Raw genomic sequence first — 18,810 nt, forward strand, 5'->3', positions numbered from 1 at the left:
ATAATCTTTTAAATCGTCAACAACTCAAACTTTAGCGAGTCATCATCTAAACCAAATAAAACTTTTTGTTGCCAAAATTCTTCAGCAAATTGTTCAGTAAGCCAATAGTGTCCTGCAATAGACATTAATTCTGCATGTAATTTATTACATACGATGACTGCGCCTTTATTACCATTGGCTCCAGCAATTGCACGACCGCGCAATGTACCATGAATGTGGATGGAGCCATCAGCAATCACTTCCGCGCCTTCACTCACGTGGTTGAGCACCACGAGATCGGCATCCTTGGCGTAGATTTGCTGGCCAGATCGTACTGGAGTACGAATGATCTTAGTGGGCGCCATTGTTGCCGGTGCTTGCGCTGGCGATTTACTCGCCGACATAATCGCAAAGCCCGCTTCACTTGCCATATTTTGGGTGCGTTTATCTTTACTGCCCGTAATGCCGACCGGGATCATACCGACATCGGAAATACCTTGCTTCAATACTGAGAAATCAATATCACCTTGTACAAGGGAAACATTGATCACCACTGGCGCTGATGTGAAAAAAGCGGGAGCTTGCTCGACCTTCTCTTTCAGAAAATGAATAGTTTTTTCGACATCGTTGTCAGAAAGGTGCAAAACTGACAAAGTAAAACTACTACCTTTTAAATCCGGGGTATGTGACATCTTTTACTTTGGACCTCATTGGGTTATCGCCGTCGTAGAAATGACGTTGCCTGAGAGTAGGGGTGTCATGTTATATTCCCCGCATACGGTCAGCAAGTTATCTTGCTCTCATTTGGGCGTTTTCTTCCCAAAAATGACTTAAGATTGATATTCTTTAAACTAAGATGGATTAAAGGCTTCCCATGATTTGTGCTATTTACAAAAGTTCGAAAAAAGAAGGTGCATACTTATATGTGCCAAAAAAGGACGATTTTTCACAAGTTCCTGACCAGCTAATGCAAATGTTTGGTAAACCTACCATGGTGATGGTGGTGAAACTTGAAGGTCGTACCCTAGCACAAGTGAATGTCGAAAAAGTGAAACAATCGATGAACGACGAAGGCTATTTCCTACAACTGCCGCCGCCACCAAAAAATTTATTAGACGAATACAAAGAACAAAAAGCACGTCAGAAATCTGAATAAGATCGGATTGCTCAAGGAGGGCAATTGTGAAAAAACTACTGTCAGTCGTACTAGGCTTAACCATTACATCTTCAGTATTTGCTCAAGAAAAAAGCTTTGAGCAGTACGTCGAACTCTTGAAAATCCAAGCATTGGAAAACGGCATCTCAGAACCGATAGTCACCAGTGCTTTTGCCGACGTTACTTTTAAACCACGTGCTGTGAAAGCAGATCGCAATCAGCCAGAGAAAAAGCTCACCTTAGATGAGTATATCCCGCGCGCTGTGCCAGAGTGGAAAGTAAAACAAGCGAAAGAGTTATACAAAGAACACAAAGCAGAGCTGACTCGTATTGGTGAAGAGTACGGTGTACAGCCAAGATTTATTGTCGCGCTATGGGGCGTAGAAAGTAACTTTGGCAAATTCACCGGTAACTACAGCGTGGTTGATGCGCTATCGACGATGGCTTATGAAGGACGCCGTGAAGAGTTCTTTCGTAAAGAGCTGATGTCAGCACTGACTATCCTCGATCAAGGCCACATTGACGTTGATGATATGAAAGGCTCTTGGGCCGGCGCGATGGGCCAATGTCAGTTTATGCCAAGTTCATTTTTAAGCTTCGCTGCGGATGGTAACGGCGATGGTAAGAAAGACATTTGGAACACCAAAGCAGACGTGTTTGCTTCAACCGCGAACTACCTAAGCCAATCTGGTTGGGATGATTCATATACTTGGGGTCGCCAAGTAAAACTGCCTGCTAACTTTGATATGAGCATTGAGGGTCGTGTAGAAGGCAAACAGAAAACCTTGACCGAATGGAATAAGTTGGGCGTCACCCGTTATGATGGCCGTCCATTACCCAAGTTAGATAACGATATTGAAGCTTGGTTAACCGCACCGGATCAAGCTGATGGTCGCGTTTACCTTGTTTACAACAACTACAATGTTTTAATGAAGTGGAACCGCTCTTACTACTTCGCATTGGCTGTTAGCCATCTTGCTGACCGCATTATGTTAGATTAAGCGTTCTATTCAAACGTGTTATCTTGAGGGGCTCATTGAGCCCCTTTCATTTTTAGGAGATGCAGTGCTTTCCGATCGAGCCGCGCAAATGGTGGTCTTTTCCGCTTTGCTTAAACATAAAAACTTCACCCTTGCGGCCAAAAGCTTGGGCGTGTCGGTTTCGCACGTCAGTAAACAGCTGGCGCTGCTAGAGCAATCGCTTGGAGTGAAGTTAGTTCAACGAACTACGCGCAGTTTCACGGCCACTGAAGCGGGTGAGCGCTTTCATCGACATTGCCAAAAGATCGTTAAGATCATTGATGAAGCGCAAAATGAAATTGAAAGCCAGAGAGATGAAGTGGAGGGGCTTGTTAAACTTGGGCTTTCTCAATCGTTTGGTACTTTGCATATCATCCCTGCGATCCAAGAGCTGCGAGAGCAATATCCGAACTTACAAGTAGAAGTTCACTTGTTCGATTATAAGGTTGATATGCTCGAAGAAGGTCTTGATCTGTGGATCACTAACAACGAGCATCTGCCTGAAGGCTATATTGCTCGTCGTATTGCTGATTGTCAGTTTGTGGTTGCAGCCTCACCAGACTACCTAATGCAGTACACTGCACCCGTTCATCCGCACGATCTGAGCGATCATAACTGTTTAATTTATCGTAGCTGGGAGCGCGATTACACCAATTGGGCCTTTGTGAATTCCGAGCAGCAGTTGAATGTTAAAGTATCGGGTAACTACTCAGTGGATTTGGCCGAAGCGGTGCGTGATGCAGCCGTTGCAGGGTGGGGTATTGCTTATTTGGCCACGTATTTGATCCGCGATGAGTTTAAAAATGGCCAGCTTATTCAATTGTTACCAGAGTGGAAAGCCAGCCAAACCATGCCGTTTTATGCCGTCTATCCAAGTCGCCATTATCTGCCGAAGAAAACCTCTGCGGTGATCGAATTTATCAAAGATAAAATTGGCAACCCTTGCTATTGGGATGTTCAACTTTCCCCCTACATTAGCCGACCTAACTAGCCCGTCAAACCAAGGTTTATTATTTCCAAAGCTGGAAACATCTTTTCCATTTGGAAATAAATCGTTAGAGCAATCGTTTATCCTTATATAAAACAGCAGGTTAAATAAGTGGTGCAAAAAGCACCACTGAGAACTACAACTTCGCAACAAGTGTGACTTGCATCTCATTTTTTCGCCGCTATCATCCGATGCCTTTCCCGTTCCCCCTTTTTAGTCGGATTCATTTTATGAACTCAATCTTAGGTATTGTGGCGATTTTGCTCACCGCATGGTTGTTATCAACCAACCGTAAAAACATTAATTACCGCACGGTATCACTCGCATTTGCGCTACAAGTCTCTTTCGCTTTGTTAGTGCTTTATGTGCCAGCAGGTAAAGATGCGTTAGGTAATGTGACTGCCGCAGTATCAAACTTGATCAACTATGGCCAAGAAGGGATTGCGTTCCTATTTGGTGGCTTGGCAACAGGCAGCTTTACCTTTGCGATTAATGTATTAGGTATTATCGTCTTCTTCTCAGCACTAATCTCTGGTTTGTACCACATTGGCCTAATGCCAAAAGTGATTAACCTTATCGGTGGTGGTTTACAAAAATTGCTGGGCATTGGTCGTGCAGAATCGCTTTCTGCTACTGCGAACATCTTCGTGGGTATGATTGAAGCGCCATTGGTGGTTAAGCCTTACCTAAAACACATGACAGATTCGCAGTTCTTTACAGTCATGACCTGTGGTTTGGCATCTGTTGCGGGCGGCACGTTAGTGGGTTATGCATCACTGGGTGTCGATCTAAACTACCTGATTGCCGCTGCGTTCATGTCTGCCCCTGCGGGCCTTTTAATGGCAAAAATCATGATGCCAGAAAGTGAAACTGTTGCTCCAGAAGTTGAACTTGAGAACGTTGAAATGCCAAAAGCGACTAACGTTGTTGAAGCGATGGCTGATGGTGCGATGTCTGGTTTACGTATCGCGGTAGCGGTAGGCGCAACTTTACTTGCGTTTGTCAGTGTGATTGCGCTGCTAAACGGTATTCTTGGTTGGGCTGGTGGCCTAGTGGGTATCGATCTAAGTTTTGAACTGATCCTTGGTTACCTATTTGCACCGGTTGCATGGCTACTTGGCGTGCCATGGAGCGAGGCGACTATCGCGGGTTCTTTGATTGGTAACAAGATTGTAGTTAACGAATTCGTGGCTTTCATCCAATTAATGGAAGTGAAACCGTTACTAAGTGAACATTCACAAGCGATCGTGACCTTTGCACTGTGTGGCTTTGCTAATATCTCAACCATGGCGATGTTGATCGGCGGCTTGGGCAGTATCGTACCTGAAAAGCGTACTTTCATCTCTCAATACGGCTTCCGCGCAATTGCGGCGGGCGTAATGGCAAACTTGATGAGCGCATCACTTGCCGGTGTGATTCTGAGCCTTTAAGGTTTTTAGAGTCGAGAGTTTAGAATTGAGATTCTAGAAAATTCGCCTGCGCCTCACGGTGAGAATTGTGAGGAGTATGTTAAGAATTCAAAGGGGTTAGCGTATTACGCTAACCCCTTTTTTGAATACCAAGCATAGCTTTTTCATTTCTCGTCTCTCAATTCTCGCATCTAAAATCTCGGAGCAAAGCGTTCTCGCTAGTCTCGCTTCTCGGAACGTAGCGCTCTCACTATTCTCACTATCCTCACTTCCCAAATCTCTAAGCGCAGCGCCTTTAACCCTTTGGTCATTCCATAGAGCGCGAAGCGCGAGTAGGGAATCTGATTTATGTGCGCCGAAGCCAGAGATCCCCGACTCAGTCGTTCCTCCCTCTCGAGGATGACGAAGTAGGGTGAGGTAGTTATTTTCGATCACCGAAAATCTTTATGTGGATTTGCCTTTCGATTCTCGCATCTAAAATCTCGGAGCGCAGCGTTCTCTATCGATCAAAAAAGGGCTGACGATCATCGCCAACCCTTCGGTTATTCATCAGTCTGTGGAACATATTCTCGAAGCGGAGCGTTCTCGCCTCTCAAATTTTTATTTGTCCGTATGGAACTGCTCACACGCCATCATGGTGTTTTCAATTAGGCTCGCAACTGTCATTGGGCCAACACCACCTGGAACAGGGGTAATGAAGCTTGCGTGCTCTTTGGCTTTAGCATATTCCACATCACCAACCAGCTTGCCGCTATCTAAACGGTTAATACCAACATCAATTACCACCGCGCCTTTCTTAATCCAGTCACCCGGAATAAAGTTAGGCTTACCAACCGCGACGACAACCACGTCAGCTTGACGTACATGGCCTTCTAAATCTTTAGTGAAGCGATGGCATGTTGTGGTGGTACAGCCAGCCAAAAGTAGCTCTAACGTCATTGGGCGGCCAACAATGTTAGAAGCTCCAACGATAACCGCATGTTTACCACGCATCTCGATGTTGTAGCGTTCCATCAGAGTGATAATGCCTTTCGGTGTGCATGAACGTAGCTTTGGAATACGTTGAGCTAAACGACCGACATTGTATGGGTGGAAACCATCAACATCTTTTTCTGGGTGGATTCTTTCTAACACGTGTGTGGTGTCAATACCGGCAGGCAAAGGTAGCTGTACTAGAATGCCATCAATCGTGTCATCACCATTCAATTCATCGATCAAGCTCAGTAAGTCTTGTTCATTGGTTGTGGCGGGTAAATCGAATGACTTTGAAACAAAGCCAACTTCTTCACAAGCGCGACGCTTGCTGCCTACATACACCTGTGATGCGGGATCTTCACCCACAAGAACCACAGCCAAACCTGGTGCACGTAAACCCGCTTCCTTGCGCGCTTTCACTCGTGCAGCAACTTCAGATCGCACAGTTTGCGATATCAACTTCCCATCAATGTTTTGAGCTGTCATGACTTTCCTTCAGAAATAGAATGGCGAGTAATACGCGGGGTATTGTCGCAAAAAATTTGACGAACATCTATAAGCAAACGTTTGCTTCGTGGTGTTTTTAATCATAGCCCTCAGCGCTGCCCTTTTTTTAAGCATTCAGATCAGAATGTTACTAAAAGGTCTTGTGTTGCGCGTTCTAACTCGTATAATCCTGCCCTGTAGCGCGCCCTTAGCTCAGCTGGATAGAGCACGTCCCTTCTAAGGATGTGGTCGCAGGTTCTTATATAGTATAAGATAGCAGTGCGTAAGTAAGTTACAGTGATATACCTGCCGGGGTGTAGCTCAGTTGGATAGAGCACGGACCTTCTAAGTCTGTGGTCGGGGGTTCGAGCCCCTCCACCTCGGCCATATTTCTTCTTAAGTTTAACGACTTAAGATAAAAAACCACCGAATTCAAAGCGGTGGTTTTTTTTCGTCTGTACTTTATTGTGCACTTGACGTGCACTTGTATATATTATAAAAAGTATAAAAAATTAGTGCATGCGTAGGGTTCGACAAATGGAACACATTTCTTTTAAATTAGCTACAGGGCAAAAATCAAGTGCTCTTTATATTGATGGCGTACCCGTTGATGCATACAACTTTTATGTGAATGATTTAGCTAGAACCGCGCCAGAGAATACTGCTATGAATAAAGCAGCAGACCTGCGAACGTTTTTCGCCTACCTTAACGCTTTGGATGATCCCGATGAGATTGTAAAATTAAATATCGGAGTGAAAACTGGCACTCCTTTGCTAACAGAAATGATTTTACAGTTTCCAAACTACCTCTCGATGGGAACTAATTCTTCGAGTGAAACTCTTTCTTATTTGGCTGCTAAAAAAACAAAACGTATGCCGACTTCGCATTCCACGAATCAAAGAATCATCTCTTCGGTTCGAGGTTTTTTGAATGAATCTGCACAATTTCAAGTTGAAATGCAGTCAGCTTCCGAGCTGGGTCTGATTGATCTATCTTTATCTCCTGATGTGATGTTTGGAGAAGCTCTGTTTCGTAAAGAGATTCCAGCCAATCAACGTAAGGTTTTACTGAAGAAGTCTGTTATAGCAGGAGTCGTGCGCAATGGCCCTAAACTAGGTAGGAGCTCTATTCTTAAGGCTAAAAAGTCGTCTTACAGTCCCGCTCCGGAGGGGGCGTTTGTAAAGAAAGCACTACCACATGAAGATGCTATTCCTGTATTGAATGAGACAAGAACCTTGCGAGATCGTTTGTTTTTATCACTTGTAATGGGTACAGGTCTGAGAGAAACGGAAGCAGCAAGCGTGTTATTGCAAGACATTGATATCAAAAATAGATCAGTAAAGTGCGTTGATCCTAGAACACGACCACTTGCTTACAGCAATGAATTTGAGGAAATTAGCGGAGAGACTGCGTTACGCATACCTTATAAGGGGCGTACAACTCCTGAAACTTTTTTTATTGAACCTTTTAGGACGTTCTTTTTTGATACGTTGCAACAGTACCTCGTAAAGGAAAGGCAGCCACTGCATGTAGGGCATAGCTTTCTTTTCGTTGTATTGGACCGCGGTAAATACCTAGGTCGCCCTTTGATATTGTCAGCCGATAAAACCAGACAATACCCTTTCAAACAAGCTCTCAAAGCTGTGTATAAGAACAGGGGTCTACCTGTCCGGAAGCTTGCTCTTCACTCTCTTCGTCATATGTATGGCGTACACTGTCGTAATTACATAGTCGTTGGCTATAGAAAAGATGGCACCCCTATCCAAGGGCTTGATAAGCATATTGTCCAGCGCCTAATTGCTCACTCTGAGATATCTTCTACGGAAGCATATGCACTGCCAGATATAGAGCTTACTCAAAATAAGATCGATAGAGCTTTACGACTCGTACAGAGCGGAATAATCAATAGTGAACAAAAGCTATTACTTAATAGCTATTTTGGAGCTGAACTAAAATAATGTCTCAACCGTTACCTTGTTACACTTCTGAAAATCTAGAGGCGCTTGCTAAATCATTGGCCGCAGATCTAGAACACCTCAGCCCATTAACAGCACCAGCTAAAAATAAACACCAAAGAATGTGGTGTGTATGGTGGCTACGCAACAATGTCCAGTGTTGGACAAACGAGATGATGGAAATCTTGTTGGACAATATCTGTGTAGCAACGACGTGGGTTGATGTGATGGACAGGTTATTTCCTAATAATGGCATTACTAATAACCAGAAACATTTCTTCCGTTCGACATTAAATGCACTTTTAGCTAATGCTGCTAGGAAAAAGGACGCAGTTCTCCCTGCTCATTTTCGATATGAAAAAACAGTCAAAGATGAGATTTTAGCAAGTAGCCCTATCAGCTCATGTTACCCTAAACTTGCTTTAGAAATTTGGGTTGATGTCACTGACAAAAGTCGTGAAAAATATAAAGGGATGTTTACTTCAAGATTTGATGACTTAAATATCAAAAAAACATCTTTGACATCACAGACCGCTACTCTTTCTCGATACATGATTTGCCGTGGTATCGAATCATTTGATGAGATGACAGTAGAGTCTTTTGTTGATTTTCGTGTTGAGCATTATATTTTCACGCCATCAGCTGAACTGAGCTGGAAACAAGTTTGTCAACATTTTGAGAAAAAAGGCTTATTACCGAACGGTTGGGTTCAAGAGTGTATAGAACTATACGCTATTAGAAGACCTAAAGAAGTGGCGACTTATGCCATGTCCACTGGCGAAGTTGTATCAAATCGCAGTGGTTACATATCAAATACTTTTGGAGAGTTTCAATCCTTAAAGCAAGGCGCTCAGAACTTTGAGTTAGGTGCTACTTATAAGAAAGGTGTTAAGTTCTGAGGAATCCCCTAATGATTTTGATAAAAATCATAAATTTAAGGTAGATGCACATCTTGTCATGTGATCAAATGGTTCTGAGAAAAATCAATAACCAGACAACAAGATGTGCGAACTCGATATTTTACACGACTCTCTTTACCAATTCTGCCCTGAATTGCACTTAAAACGACTCAACAGTTTAACGCTGGCTTGCCACGCATTACTTGAATGTAAAACGCTCACTCTTACCGAACTTGGTCGTAACCTGCCAACGAAAGCCAGAACAAAACATAACATCAAACGAATCGACAGATTGTTAGGTAATCGTCACTTGCACAAAGAGCGACTCGCTGTATACCGTTGGCATGCCAGCTTTATCTGTTCAGGTAATTCGATGCCCATTGTTCTTGTTGACTGGTCTGATATTCGTGAGCAAAAACGGCTTATGGTATTGCGGGCTTCGGTGGCACTACATGGTCGTTCTATTACTCTTTATGAGAAAGCCTTTCCGCTTTCAGAGCAATGTTCAAAGAAGGCTCATGACCAATTTCTAGCCGACCTTGCAAGCATTCTACCGAGTAACACTACACCGCTCATTGTCAGTGATGCTGGCTTTAAAGTGCCATGGTATAAATCCGTTGAAAAGCTAGGTTGGTACTGGTTAAGTCGAGTCAGAGGGAAAGTGCAATATGCAGATTTAGGTGCGGAAAACTGGCAACCTATCAGCAACTTACATAGCATATCCTCAAGTCGCTCAAAGACTTTAGGCTATAAGAGGTTGACTAAGAGCAACCCAATTTCATGTCAAATTGCACTGTATAAATCACGTCCTAAAGGCCGAAAAAATCAGCGTTCGACACGGACTAATTGTCATCATCCGTCACCTAAAATCTACTCCGCTTCGACAAAAGAACCATGGGTTTTAGCGACTAACTTGCCCGTTGAAATCCGAACACCAAAGCAACTTGTTAGGCTCTACTCGAAGCGTATGCAAATTGAAGAAACCTTCCGAGACTTGAAAAGCCCAGCCTACGGTTTAGGCCTCCGTCATAGCCGAACTAGCAGCTCAGAGCGCTTTGATATCATGCTGCTAATCGCCCTAATGCTTCAACTGACATTTTGGCTTGCTGGAGTTCATGGTCAGAAACAAGGTTGGGATAAGCACTTCCAAGCTAACACTGTCAAAAATCGAAATGTACTCTCAACAGTGCGCTTAGGGATGGAAGTTTTGCGGCATTCTGGCTACACAATAACGAGGGAAGACTTGCTCGCGGCTGCAACCCTGCTTGCTCAAAATCTATTCAAACATGGTTGTGCTTTGGGGAAATTATGAGGGGATCCCTCAGTGTTAAGTTGCTTTACGCTCAAAACACTAGTACTGATGTAGTGTCGTTTGGTGAGTTCAAGTTAAGTCGAAAGATTAGTGAATATGCACCAGATAACCTTGTTGTTTCAGATGATAACTTATGGAAGACAACTCAATTAGCGTGGACAGATTTAACTGACATTGAGAAAAATACCGCTAAAACTCGAATTAATGTCCTTCAGTACTTTAATGCATATCTTTTTGCATATTTACCGTGGTTTTATCAGAGGCATCCAAATTGCTTTTTTGATTATCCAGAAACGCCGAGTAAGTTCTTATGTTCTGCTTTCGTTAAGCAAGATCCTGTTCTTCATAGGGCTTATCTACAAGAAGCTAAGGAGCAAGGAAAAGAGTTAATCTATCCTATGTCACTTTTATCCTTTATCGAGGGTATGACAAGTCGAGCTCTTTCGGGGGAAAGTAGCGCTAATCAGCTAAGAGAAACTTGTGCGGGTTTGAGACGATACTTTGAGGCTACCATGGATCGATACGGTGAACTTGAAGGTCTCAATTTGAAGCAAAACCCTATCCCAGAAATGAGGAATGTTGGTTACAAGCGTTCCGGTAAAACTAAAAAGGATACATTTCAAATCGGGTATTGGGTGGTTTTTCGAATGTGGCTCAAAGAGCTAGCAAAAGCAGCTGTATTTTGTTCTTCCACGGAAATAGCAAAGGAAGCGTCACTAGAGAGGCGTTTGGCGTTAGAGTTAGATCGAAAAAAACTTCTGAAAATTAAGGGTTTTGAGTGGATTGATGAGATAACTTATTCTCAAAATTTTGATCGTTTCTACATACCGACTTCCATTGCTATTGGTGGAAAAGAGCTTGAAATCGGAGAGGTTAAGTTACCTATGTGGATGCGCCAACGTACTCGAAAAATGGTTGTTGGTGAGAATTCAACAACTGTAGACATAGCAAACTACCAGCATTTATTGACTTTAACTGTCTCGGCGTATGCAGGACAAAGATCTTCGAATGGTGCTCATCTCTGTGCAGATACATTTGATGCTGATTACATTCCAACGAATGTTGAAGACCCTGCTACTTCCCATGTCCCTTTGCGAGTTCGTACGGATAAGGTACGGGTGCAGGGATTGGAAAGTTGTATTCAAGAAGACGTTATGATGCTTCTTTGTCATGCAAAAGAGATGCGGAAAAACTTTTCGGGTAGTAGTTTCGTAGAGCCTAAGCCTTACCAAAATAATGAGAAATCTGCTAAAGGAAAATTTCGACCACTTCTTCAGGGCTCAGTGACACACAGCGATATTCATCCAAATATGGATGCGTTTGTGTATATGTTTGAAGAGTGGCTCAATAAGCACGCTATTGATTTTGACACTAAGATAACCCTAACTCCGTCTAATCTTAAGGTTGGGCAATTTGAATTGGTAAAGGAGCATAACCTAACGGAGTTGACCAAGGTAATGTTATGTCAATATGAAGATTTGGACGAACCTGTAGCCTATTCACCATTAATACCGAAAACAAGCCTTACGCCACATAGTTTTCGAGCGCAGTTGGTAACGGTGATCAACATTACAACTGGTGATGAAGATGCCGTAAAGGCGATGACTGGGCAAACCAGTGGAACTATTGGATATTACACTAAAGCAAGCCCAGAAGATGCGGCTGCTCTTTCCATTCTCAAAGATAAAATGCAGTCTAGTAACAATGTCGTTTCAGCAGAGGAAACTCTTGTTACTGAAGATATGCTAGCTCAATTGTTTGATCCGATTGAAGATGATCACAACAAAGATCTGCCGTTTTTCGCAGTTTCAGGGGATGCGTTAAGAGCCTTTAAAGAGTCTGGAGGGCGAGGCTTAGCAATTAACTACACCCATATATGTCCTTATGATAACAAGTGTCCTGAGGATGTCATCGCCGAACATGGTCGTATGAACTGCCATGAATGTTCACATGCATGTATTACAAGTCACAATAAGGTCGCTATTGGAGCTGCTGCTCGTAAAGCACTCGACGAGGCAAAGGAATACTCTGCGATGCTTATGTTATCGACAAATAACGCTGAAAAAACGCAATTAGAGGCTAAGTGTAATGAACAAATTCGAATAGCATCACATTGGTTGACAAAGCACAGTTATATTCGTCAAAACCCAGATAAATATATTATTGCTGGAGCTAGCGCTCTAGAACAATACAAATATGTACCTGATGATGAACTTTCAAATAGTTTACTGGCCCGGCTGAAGGAGGTTAGTGGAAGCCCCTCACTTCAAAGTCAGAACTTAAAACGATTAGCATCAATGGTGGCAACCAAGTTAAGAGTAAAGGTACAAAGACAGAAAGTACCTGAGCTTTCCCAAAACACTCGAATGATGCTGGAGTTTGATCCGGTGAAGTATGTTGTTCAAAACTTAAGTATGCTTGCCCAACTTAAAGGTACTGACCCTGAAACTCTCTTAGTAGAGACAATGAAACAAGAAACAGATGTACCACTATTGGAGGAGCTTGAACTTGTCTAATGAAATCAAATGCTACGATGAGATGATTAAACATCAACTTAATGGTGTTATTAATCGTAAAGCAGTCATCGAAGACATCTTAAGAGATATGGACTGCAACTCATACAGTAGTTTTACTGCGCTAACTGATGCTGTTGCTGCGAAATTTACTGAACTAAAAGGTGAACCTATGAATGGTTCAACAATTCGTCGTAAAGGGAGTAAATACAGGAGTCTCGTTGAGAGTTATTACAAAACTGAAGAGCGCATAAAAAAGCAATTTCAAAACAAAGAATCTCAGTTGCAAGAGGAGTTGATGATCACGCAACTTGAATTGAGTAAAACTTTATCAGACTTGAGCTTAACTCGTAAGGCTCTCCAGCACGCCAATTCTGAGATGGATAGACTAAGGCTATCAGATATTGAGTCTCGGACTGATGGTGGCATTAAACAAGAGTATTCTGATAAAGAGGTTGCAGTTTATAAAGTTTTAGTCGAGCTGATGAAGACTTGCGAAGAATTTGGACTTGAACTGGAAGATTACCAGATAATCAAGTTCGATTTTCAAGGCAATAAAACGCTAATTGGTCAAGAAAAATGTCCAGCCTTTTTTAAATGGTTTAGGGAACAGCCTAAGGATTAAGTTATATGAGTTTAGAAACAGGTCAAGAAAGGCATTCTACATTTCGATTATGGGTTTATGACCACATTGATTTTACTAAGTCATGTAAAAGTGAAGCGGCTAAAATCAAAAATATCAAGGAAGAGCTAGATCTTACCTGCCTTACTATTTCTGAAGAGGGAATTTTAGACTTCCTAACTCATATTAGCAATCAAACAGGCGCGTTCGCACCTCAAACTCTTGCAGATACACTTGGCTTTCCAAACCGAGATAGTGTTCGCAAAAGTAAATCAATACAGTCGGATCTTAAGTTGCTACTCGACTACTTAGTTCTTAACGAACACCTGCAAGTTCCAAAAGATAAAAAAGGATCTAACGTAAAAGGTAAAGTGCCATCAACTAGTAAATCTAACATAAATAATCAGGTACTTATTGCGGAAAATGAAATGCTCAAAGCTAAGATTGCACATCTGGAATCAAAACTAGAAAGTCGAGGAAAAGCAGGAAGGTTGGCTGATGTGATGACTAAACACGGAGTTATTTTCTTTGAAAAGCATTAATCAACTCTGGACTATGCGTGTAATTGCTATTTGGTTTTCTAACACAAACTTAGTTTTTACTGCTGAGCGAGTTGAAGGTCATGATGCTGACCCAGATACAGGTCATAAAGACAAGTTGTATGTAGTTAAGGCACCAAAGGACTCCAATTCAATACCTCTTTCAAAGGGACAGCTCTGGAAAGTTACCGGAGACTACGAGGGAGCCCCTGAGAACTTAAACTTTAGGTCAGGCAAGATCCGTAAACGCTATACAATCAGAGCCGTTAATATGCGCTGTTTAATGCCTAATACGGGAGAGGAGTTTAAGCGTTACGTGTCTGAAAGTCCTGACTTTAAAGGGATTGGTGCACAAAAAGCTGAAGTTATATGGAGCAAATTAGGCCAAGACGTATTTAGGTATGCTTATGAAAATGATTTGTCGAAGTTTGACTTCCTGACACCGAAGATAGCCAAGTTATTCGTAAAATGTTGCAAGCAATATTCTACATTGGAACACGCTGAATGGTTAAGGGAATGTGGTTTCAAAACATCAACAATCAATAAGATTGTTACTTTTCACGGCATAGATTCGATTAAAGCTATCAAAGCTAACCCATATGCTGCGATATCTCTTGGCATGTCATTTAACGAAATAGATGCTCTTGCTCAGAACCCTAAAACATTCAATATCACCAGCCAGTGCGATGAAAGGCGATTGGTTGCAGCACTTGAATATGTGGTTCAAAAAGAGCTTGAGAAAGGACATACAGTGAGTGATGAGAAGATACTCTATAAATCACTAAGAAGTCTGTTGAAAAATCAAAGTTTAGCATTTGAGTCTTTGAGACTAGTTAACAAAGCATCGCAAGTTCGTAAATCTGAGTTTGGCTTTCATGCCATTGCTCCTTTGATCATGGAGCACTTCATTGCGGTAGAACTACTCCATCTGAAGTCACAAGCATCTAGCTGGTCTTCTGAAATGGAGCGGACATTCAATCTTGCTCAAAAAGATCTTCCATTTGAATTAACAGCAAAACAAAAAGAGGCTGTTAAAACAGGGATGTCCAGTGGCGTTTTCATTTTGACAGGCGGAGCTGGTACAGGAAAGACAACAGTACTTAGAGTTCTATTCAAGGCTCTGAATCAGAATGGGTACAAGGTTTATCCTATGGCTCTTGCGGGACGAGCCGCTGAGTGTATCCGATCTGCCACAGGATATTTATCCCAAACGATACACGGTGCTCTCATGAAAGGTGACATGAAAGCGGGTGATAAATCGGTCGTAGTTATTGATGAAGCCAGTATGGTGGATATCTCATTATTGTTTCGCTTACTGCGAAAAATCCCCGAAAATACTAGAATTATCTTTGTCGGAGATCCGTATCAGCTACCGCCAATAGGGTATGGGTTGGCATTGCATGACTTCATTAAGGCTAAATGTTTGCCAACAGTAGAACTAGATATCGTTAAACGTTCATCTGAAGATAGCGGAATTCCCGAATATACCAAATTGATAAGGCATGGGCTTACACCTGCTGACTTGACTATGGGGAATGTAACCTTTTATAACACACCAAGGCGACTGTTCTCTAAGAAAGCTGTTGAATTGATGGCAGAGGCTTGTGGAAATGCAACGGTGGTTGCTGGAAGTAATACCAGAGTTACAGAAATCAACCGAGCAACACAGTTTTCTATCAACCCTCACGGAGCGCCTATTTTGGAGTCAGAAGAAGGAGATTTTGTGGGTGACTGCAAAATCACTCTTCGAAAAGGTGATCCCGTTGTATTTAATAAAAATTTTTGGGATGAAGGTGTTCAGAATGGCACTATGGGGGTGTTAGATTCGGTATCTAGGGTTAACGATATTTTTGGCGAGGTGACTCTGTTAGATGGTTCTAAAGTAGCTATAACAGAGCCTCTACTTCAAAGCCTATCTGCATCATATTGTATTACGGTACACAAAGCTCAGGGGTCGCAATTCGATAGGGTTGTTGTGGTTGTTGATTCTTCTAGGATTGTTGACAGATCTTGGATATACACAGCACTGAGGGATCCCCTCATAATTTCCCCAAAGCACAACCATGTTTGAATAGATTTTGAGCAAGCAGGGTTGCAGCCGCGAGCAAGTCTTCCCTCGTTATTGTGTAGCCAGAATGCCGCAAAACTTCCATCCCTAAGCGCACTGTTGAGAGTACATTTCGATTTTTGACAGTGTTAGCTTGGAAGTGCTTATCCCAACCTTGTTTCTGACCATGAACTCCAGCAAGCCAAAATGTCAGTTGAAGCATTAGGGCGATTAGCAGCATGATATCAAAGCGCTCTGAGCTGCTAGTTCGGCTATGACGGAGGCCTAAACCGTAGGCTGGGCTTTTCAAGTCTCGGAAGGTTTCTTCAATTTGCATACGCTTCGAGTAGAGCCTAACAAGTTGCTTTGGTGTTCGGATTTCAACGGGCAAGTTAGTCGCTAAAACCCATGGTTCTTTTGTCGAAGCGGAGTAGATTTTAGGTGACGGATGATGACAATTAGTCCGTGTCGAACGCTGATTTTTTCGGCCTTTAGGACGTGATTTATACAGTGCAATTTGACATGAAATTGGGTTGCTCTTAGTCAACCTCTTATAGCCTAAAGTCTTTGAGCGACTTGAGGATATGCTATGTAAGTTGCTGATAGGTTGCCAGTTTTCCGCACCTAAATCTGCATATTGCACTTTCCCTCTGACTCGACTTAACCAGTACCAACCTAGCTTTTCAACGGATTTATACCATGGCACTTTAAAGCCAGCATCACTGACAATGAGCGGTGTAGTGTTACTCGGTAGAATGCTTGCAAGGTCGGCTAGAAATTGGTCATGAGCCTTCTTTGAACATTGCTCTGAAAGCGGAAAGGCTTTCTCATAAAGAGTAATAGAACGACCATGTAGTGCCACCGAAGCCCGCAATACCATAAGCCGTTTTTGCTCACGAATATCAGACCAGTCAACAAGAACAATGGGCATCGAATTACCTGAACAGATAAAGCTGGCATGCCAACGGTATACAGCGAGTCGCTCTTTGTGCAAGTGACGATTACCTAACAATCTGTCGATTCGTTTGATGTTATGTTTTGTTCTGGCTTTCGTTGGCAGGTTACGACCAAGTTCGGTAAGAGTGAGCGTTTTACATTCAAGTAATGCGTGGCAAGCCAGCGTTAAACTGTTGAGTCGTTTTAAGTGCAATTCAGGGCAGAATTGGTAAAGAGAGTCGTGTAAAATATCGAGTTCGCACATCTTGTTGTCTGGTTATTGATTTTTCTCAGAACCATTTGATCACATGACAAGATGTGCATCTACCTTAAATTTATGATTTTTATCAAAATCATTAGGGGATTCCTCAGTGCAGAGTATCTGTAATCGCTCTTCAAACGACCAGCAACTAAACGCATCCAATCATTATGTAGTAGTGACGTTAAAATACCAAATTCATATAGTGAGCCGTTCGGAAGTATATAGTTTAGGTTTGTTGCGATAACATCTGCCTCAAAAAATCCAATTGGTATGTATGTCCTTCTTTCAGAAGAAACACTAGGAATTAATATATATTTCCCCTCTTTTGGTTGGCTAACTTGCATGAATAAATGTGGTTTTTCTGCCATTTTTAGAGCAGCGCTCTGAGGGATCCCCTCATAATTTCCCCAAAGCACAACCATGTTTGAATAGATTTTGAGCAAGCAGGGTTGCAGCCGCGAGCAAGTCTTCCCTCGTTATTGTGTAGCCAGAATGCCGCAAAACTTCCATCCCTAAGCGCACTGTTGAGAGTACATTTCGATTTTTGACAGTGTTAGCTTGGAAGTGCTTATCCCAACCTTGTTTCTGACCATGAACTCCAGCAAGCCAAAATGTCAGTTGAAGCATTAGGGCGATTAGCAGCATGATATCAAAGCGCTCTGAGCTGCTAGTTCGGCTATGACGGAGGCCTAAACCGTAGGCTGGGCTTTTCAAGTCTCGGAAGGTTTCTTCAATTTGCATACGCTTCGAGTAGAGCCTAACAAGTTGCTTTGGTGTTCGGATTTCAACGGGCAAGTTAGTCGCTAAAACCCATGGTTCTTTTGTCGAAGCGGAGTAGATTTTAGGTGACGGATGATGACAATTAGTCCGTGTCGAACGCTGATTTTTTCGGCCTTTAGGACGTGATTTATACAGTGCAATTTGACATGAAATTGGGTTGCTCTTAGTCAACCTCTTATAGCCTAAAGTCTTTGAGCGACTTGAGGATATGCTATGTAAGTTGCTGATAGGTTGCCAGTTTTCCGCACCTAAATCTGCATATTGCACTTTCCCTCTGACTCGACTTAACCAGTACCAACCTAGCTTTTCAACGGATTTATACCATGGCACTTTAAAGCCAGCATCACTGACAATGAGCGGTGTAGTGTTACTCGGTAGAATGCTTGCAAGGTCGGCTAGAAATTGGTCATGAGCCTTCTTTGAACATTGCTCTGAAAGCGGAAAGGCTTTCTCATAAAGAGTAATAGAACGACCATGTAGTGCCACCGAAGCCCGCAATACCATAAGCCGTTTTTGCTCACGAATATCAGACCAGTCAACAAGAACAATGGGCATCGAATTACCTGAACAGATAAAGCTGGCATGCCAACGGTATACAGCGAGTCGCTCTTTGTGCAAGTGACGATTACCTAACAATCTGTCGATTCGTTTGATGTTATGTTTTGTTCTGGCTTTCGTTGGCAGGTTACGACCAAGTTCGGTAAGAGTGAGCGTTTTACATTCAAGTAATGCGTGGCAAGCCAGCGTTAAACTGTTGAGTCGTTTTAAGTGCAATTCAGGGCAGAATTGGTAAAGAGAGTCGTGTAAAATATCGAGTTCGCACATCTTGTTGTCTGGTTATTGATTTTTCTCAGAACCATTTGATCACATGACAAGATGTGCATCTACCTTAAATTTATGATTTTTATCAAAATCATTAGGGGATTCCTCAG

Annotated in this window: 15 protein-coding genes, 1 tRNA gene and 1 pseudogene; 12 read left to right on the top strand and 5 right to left on the bottom strand. The window is 42.5% G+C overall.

The genetic code is table 11. The features are described from left to right. Positions 1 to 8: 8 nt before the first annotated feature. A complete protein-coding gene (gene minC, locus RJD38_RS11205) occupies positions 9 to 671 on the bottom strand; it encodes a septum site-determining protein MinC (RefSeq protein ID WP_065545556.1) in 663 nt (220 codons plus the stop codon). Positions 672 to 853: 182 nt separating this feature from the next. Here minC and RJD38_RS11210 point away from each other — a divergent pair, with 182 nt between their 5' ends. The 4 genes from RJD38_RS11210 (at position 854) to RJD38_RS11225 (ending at position 4,572) form a co-directional block, all read left to right on the top strand. Further along, entirely contained in the window at positions 854 to 1,135 is a 282-nt protein-coding gene (locus RJD38_RS11210; protein ID WP_005593255.1) for a YcgL domain-containing protein, read from the top strand. 26 nt (positions 1,136 to 1,161) lie between these two features. After that, the gene (locus RJD38_RS11215) at positions 1,162 to 2,136 is read left to right on the top strand and encodes a lytic murein transglycosylase (RefSeq protein ID WP_065545555.1); all 975 of its coding nucleotides are present in this window, start codon (positions 1,162 to 1,164) and stop codon (positions 2,134 to 2,136) included. Between the two features lie 64 nt (positions 2,137 to 2,200). Next, positions 2,201 to 3,145: a LysR family transcriptional regulator gene (locus RJD38_RS11220; RefSeq protein WP_065545554.1), complete on the top strand. Its 945-nt coding sequence runs from the start codon at positions 2,201 to 2,203 to the stop codon at positions 3,143 to 3,145. 227 nt (positions 3,146 to 3,372) lie between these two features. Beyond that, positions 3,373 to 4,572, top strand: a complete 1,200-nt coding sequence (locus RJD38_RS11225) for a NupC/NupG family nucleoside CNT transporter (protein ID WP_005593253.1) — start codon at positions 3,373 to 3,375, stop codon at positions 4,570 to 4,572. Positions 4,573 to 5,151: 579 nt separating this feature from the next. On the opposite strand, the gene folD is transcribed toward RJD38_RS11225, so the two are convergent. Further along, a complete protein-coding gene (gene folD / locus RJD38_RS11230; RefSeq protein WP_005594575.1) occupies positions 5,152 to 6,012 on the bottom strand; it encodes a bifunctional methylenetetrahydrofolate dehydrogenase/methenyltetrahydrofolate cyclohydrolase FolD in 861 nt (286 codons plus the stop codon). A gap of 310 nt (positions 6,013 to 6,322) precedes the next feature. On the opposite strand from folD, the gene RJD38_RS11235 reads away from it, so the two are divergent. The 8 genes from RJD38_RS11235 (at position 6,323) to RJD38_RS11270 (ending at position 15,924) form a co-directional block, all read left to right on the top strand. After that, a tRNA-Arg gene (locus RJD38_RS11235) sits at positions 6,323 to 6,399 on the top strand. A gap of 150 nt (positions 6,400 to 6,549) precedes the next feature. Beyond that, complete coding sequence (locus tag RJD38_RS11240; RefSeq protein WP_065545552.1) at positions 6,550 to 7,971, top strand: site-specific integrase; 1,422 nt, start codon at positions 6,550 to 6,552, stop codon at positions 7,969 to 7,971. Further along, on the top strand, positions 7,971 to 8,867 hold the full coding sequence (locus RJD38_RS11245; RefSeq protein ID WP_367971281.1) for a hypothetical protein: 897 nt from the start codon (positions 7,971 to 7,973) through the stop codon (positions 8,865 to 8,867). Before RJD38_RS11240 ends, RJD38_RS11245 begins: the two co-directional genes overlap by 1 nt. A 103-nt stretch (positions 8,868 to 8,970) precedes the next feature. Next, positions 8,971 to 10,179, top strand: a complete 1,209-nt coding sequence (locus RJD38_RS11250; protein WP_032073033.1) for an IS4 family transposase — start codon at positions 8,971 to 8,973, stop codon at positions 10,177 to 10,179. A 53-nt stretch (positions 10,180 to 10,232) separates the two neighbouring features. Further along, positions 10,233 to 12,695, top strand: a complete 2,463-nt coding sequence (locus RJD38_RS11255) for a hypothetical protein (protein ID WP_367971282.1) — start codon at positions 10,233 to 10,235, stop codon at positions 12,693 to 12,695. Further along, a complete protein-coding gene (locus tag RJD38_RS11260) occupies positions 12,688 to 13,317 on the top strand; it encodes a hypothetical protein (protein WP_065545550.1) in 630 nt (209 codons plus the stop codon). The genes RJD38_RS11255 and RJD38_RS11260 overlap by 8 nt, the downstream gene beginning before the upstream one ends. A 5-nt stretch (positions 13,318 to 13,322) precedes the next feature. Next, entirely contained in the window at positions 13,323 to 13,856 is a 534-nt protein-coding gene (locus RJD38_RS11265) for a hypothetical protein (protein WP_065545549.1), read from the top strand. Further along, positions 13,843 to 15,924, top strand: a complete 2,082-nt coding sequence (locus RJD38_RS11270; protein ID WP_367971284.1) for an AAA family ATPase — start codon at positions 13,843 to 13,845, stop codon at positions 15,922 to 15,924. The genes RJD38_RS11265 and RJD38_RS11270 overlap by 14 nt, the downstream gene beginning before the upstream one ends. Here RJD38_RS11270 and RJD38_RS11275 read toward each other — a convergent pair. The 3 genes and pseudogenes from RJD38_RS11275 to RJD38_RS11285 form a co-directional block, all read right to left on the bottom strand. Continuing rightward, on the bottom strand, positions 15,893 to 17,101 hold the full coding sequence (locus RJD38_RS11275) for an IS4 family transposase (RefSeq protein ID WP_032073033.1): 1,209 nt from the start codon (positions 17,099 to 17,101) through the stop codon (positions 15,893 to 15,895). The two genes, RJD38_RS11270 and RJD38_RS11275, sit on opposite strands and share 32 nt — an antisense overlap. A 107-nt stretch (positions 17,102 to 17,208) precedes the next feature. Beyond that, positions 17,209 to 17,478: pseudogene (locus tag RJD38_RS11280) on the bottom strand (type IIL restriction-modification enzyme MmeI); the annotation flags it as partial. A gap of 16 nt (positions 17,479 to 17,494) precedes the next feature. Further along, a complete protein-coding gene (locus RJD38_RS11285; protein ID WP_032073033.1) occupies positions 17,495 to 18,703 on the bottom strand; it encodes an IS4 family transposase in 1,209 nt (402 codons plus the stop codon). Between the last annotated feature and the right edge of the window lie 107 nt (positions 18,704 to 18,810).

It is taken from the genome of Vibrio scophthalmi, assembly GCF_040869025.1.
Lineage (GTDB): Bacteria > Pseudomonadota > Gammaproteobacteria > Enterobacterales > Vibrionaceae > Vibrio > Vibrio scophthalmi.

Coding starts and splice junctions, on each gene's coding strand:
- minC (WP_065545556.1), bottom strand. CDS start 671: ATGTCACATACCCCGGATTTAAAAGGTAGTAGTTTTACTTTGTCAGTT.
- RJD38_RS11210 (WP_005593255.1), top strand. CDS start 854: ATGATTTGTGCTATTTACAAAAGTTCGAAAAAAGAAGGTGCATACTTA.
- RJD38_RS11225 (WP_005593253.1), top strand. CDS start 3,373: ATGAACTCAATCTTAGGTATTGTGGCGATTTTGCTCACCGCATGGTTG.
- folD (WP_005594575.1), bottom strand. CDS start 6,012: ATGACAGCTCAAAACATTGATGGGAAGTTGATATCGCAAACTGTGCGA.
- RJD38_RS11240 (WP_065545552.1), top strand. CDS start 6,550: ATGGAACACATTTCTTTTAAATTAGCTACAGGGCAAAAATCAAGTGCT.
- RJD38_RS11245 (WP_367971281.1), top strand. CDS start 7,971: ATGTCTCAACCGTTACCTTGTTACACTTCTGAAAATCTAGAGGCGCTT.
- RJD38_RS11250 (WP_032073033.1), top strand. CDS start 8,971: ATGTGCGAACTCGATATTTTACACGACTCTCTTTACCAATTCTGCCCT.
- RJD38_RS11265 (WP_065545549.1), top strand. CDS start 13,323: ATGAGTTTAGAAACAGGTCAAGAAAGGCATTCTACATTTCGATTATGG.
- RJD38_RS11275 (WP_032073033.1), bottom strand. CDS start 17,101: ATGTGCGAACTCGATATTTTACACGACTCTCTTTACCAATTCTGCCCT.
- RJD38_RS11285 (WP_032073033.1), bottom strand. CDS start 18,703: ATGTGCGAACTCGATATTTTACACGACTCTCTTTACCAATTCTGCCCT.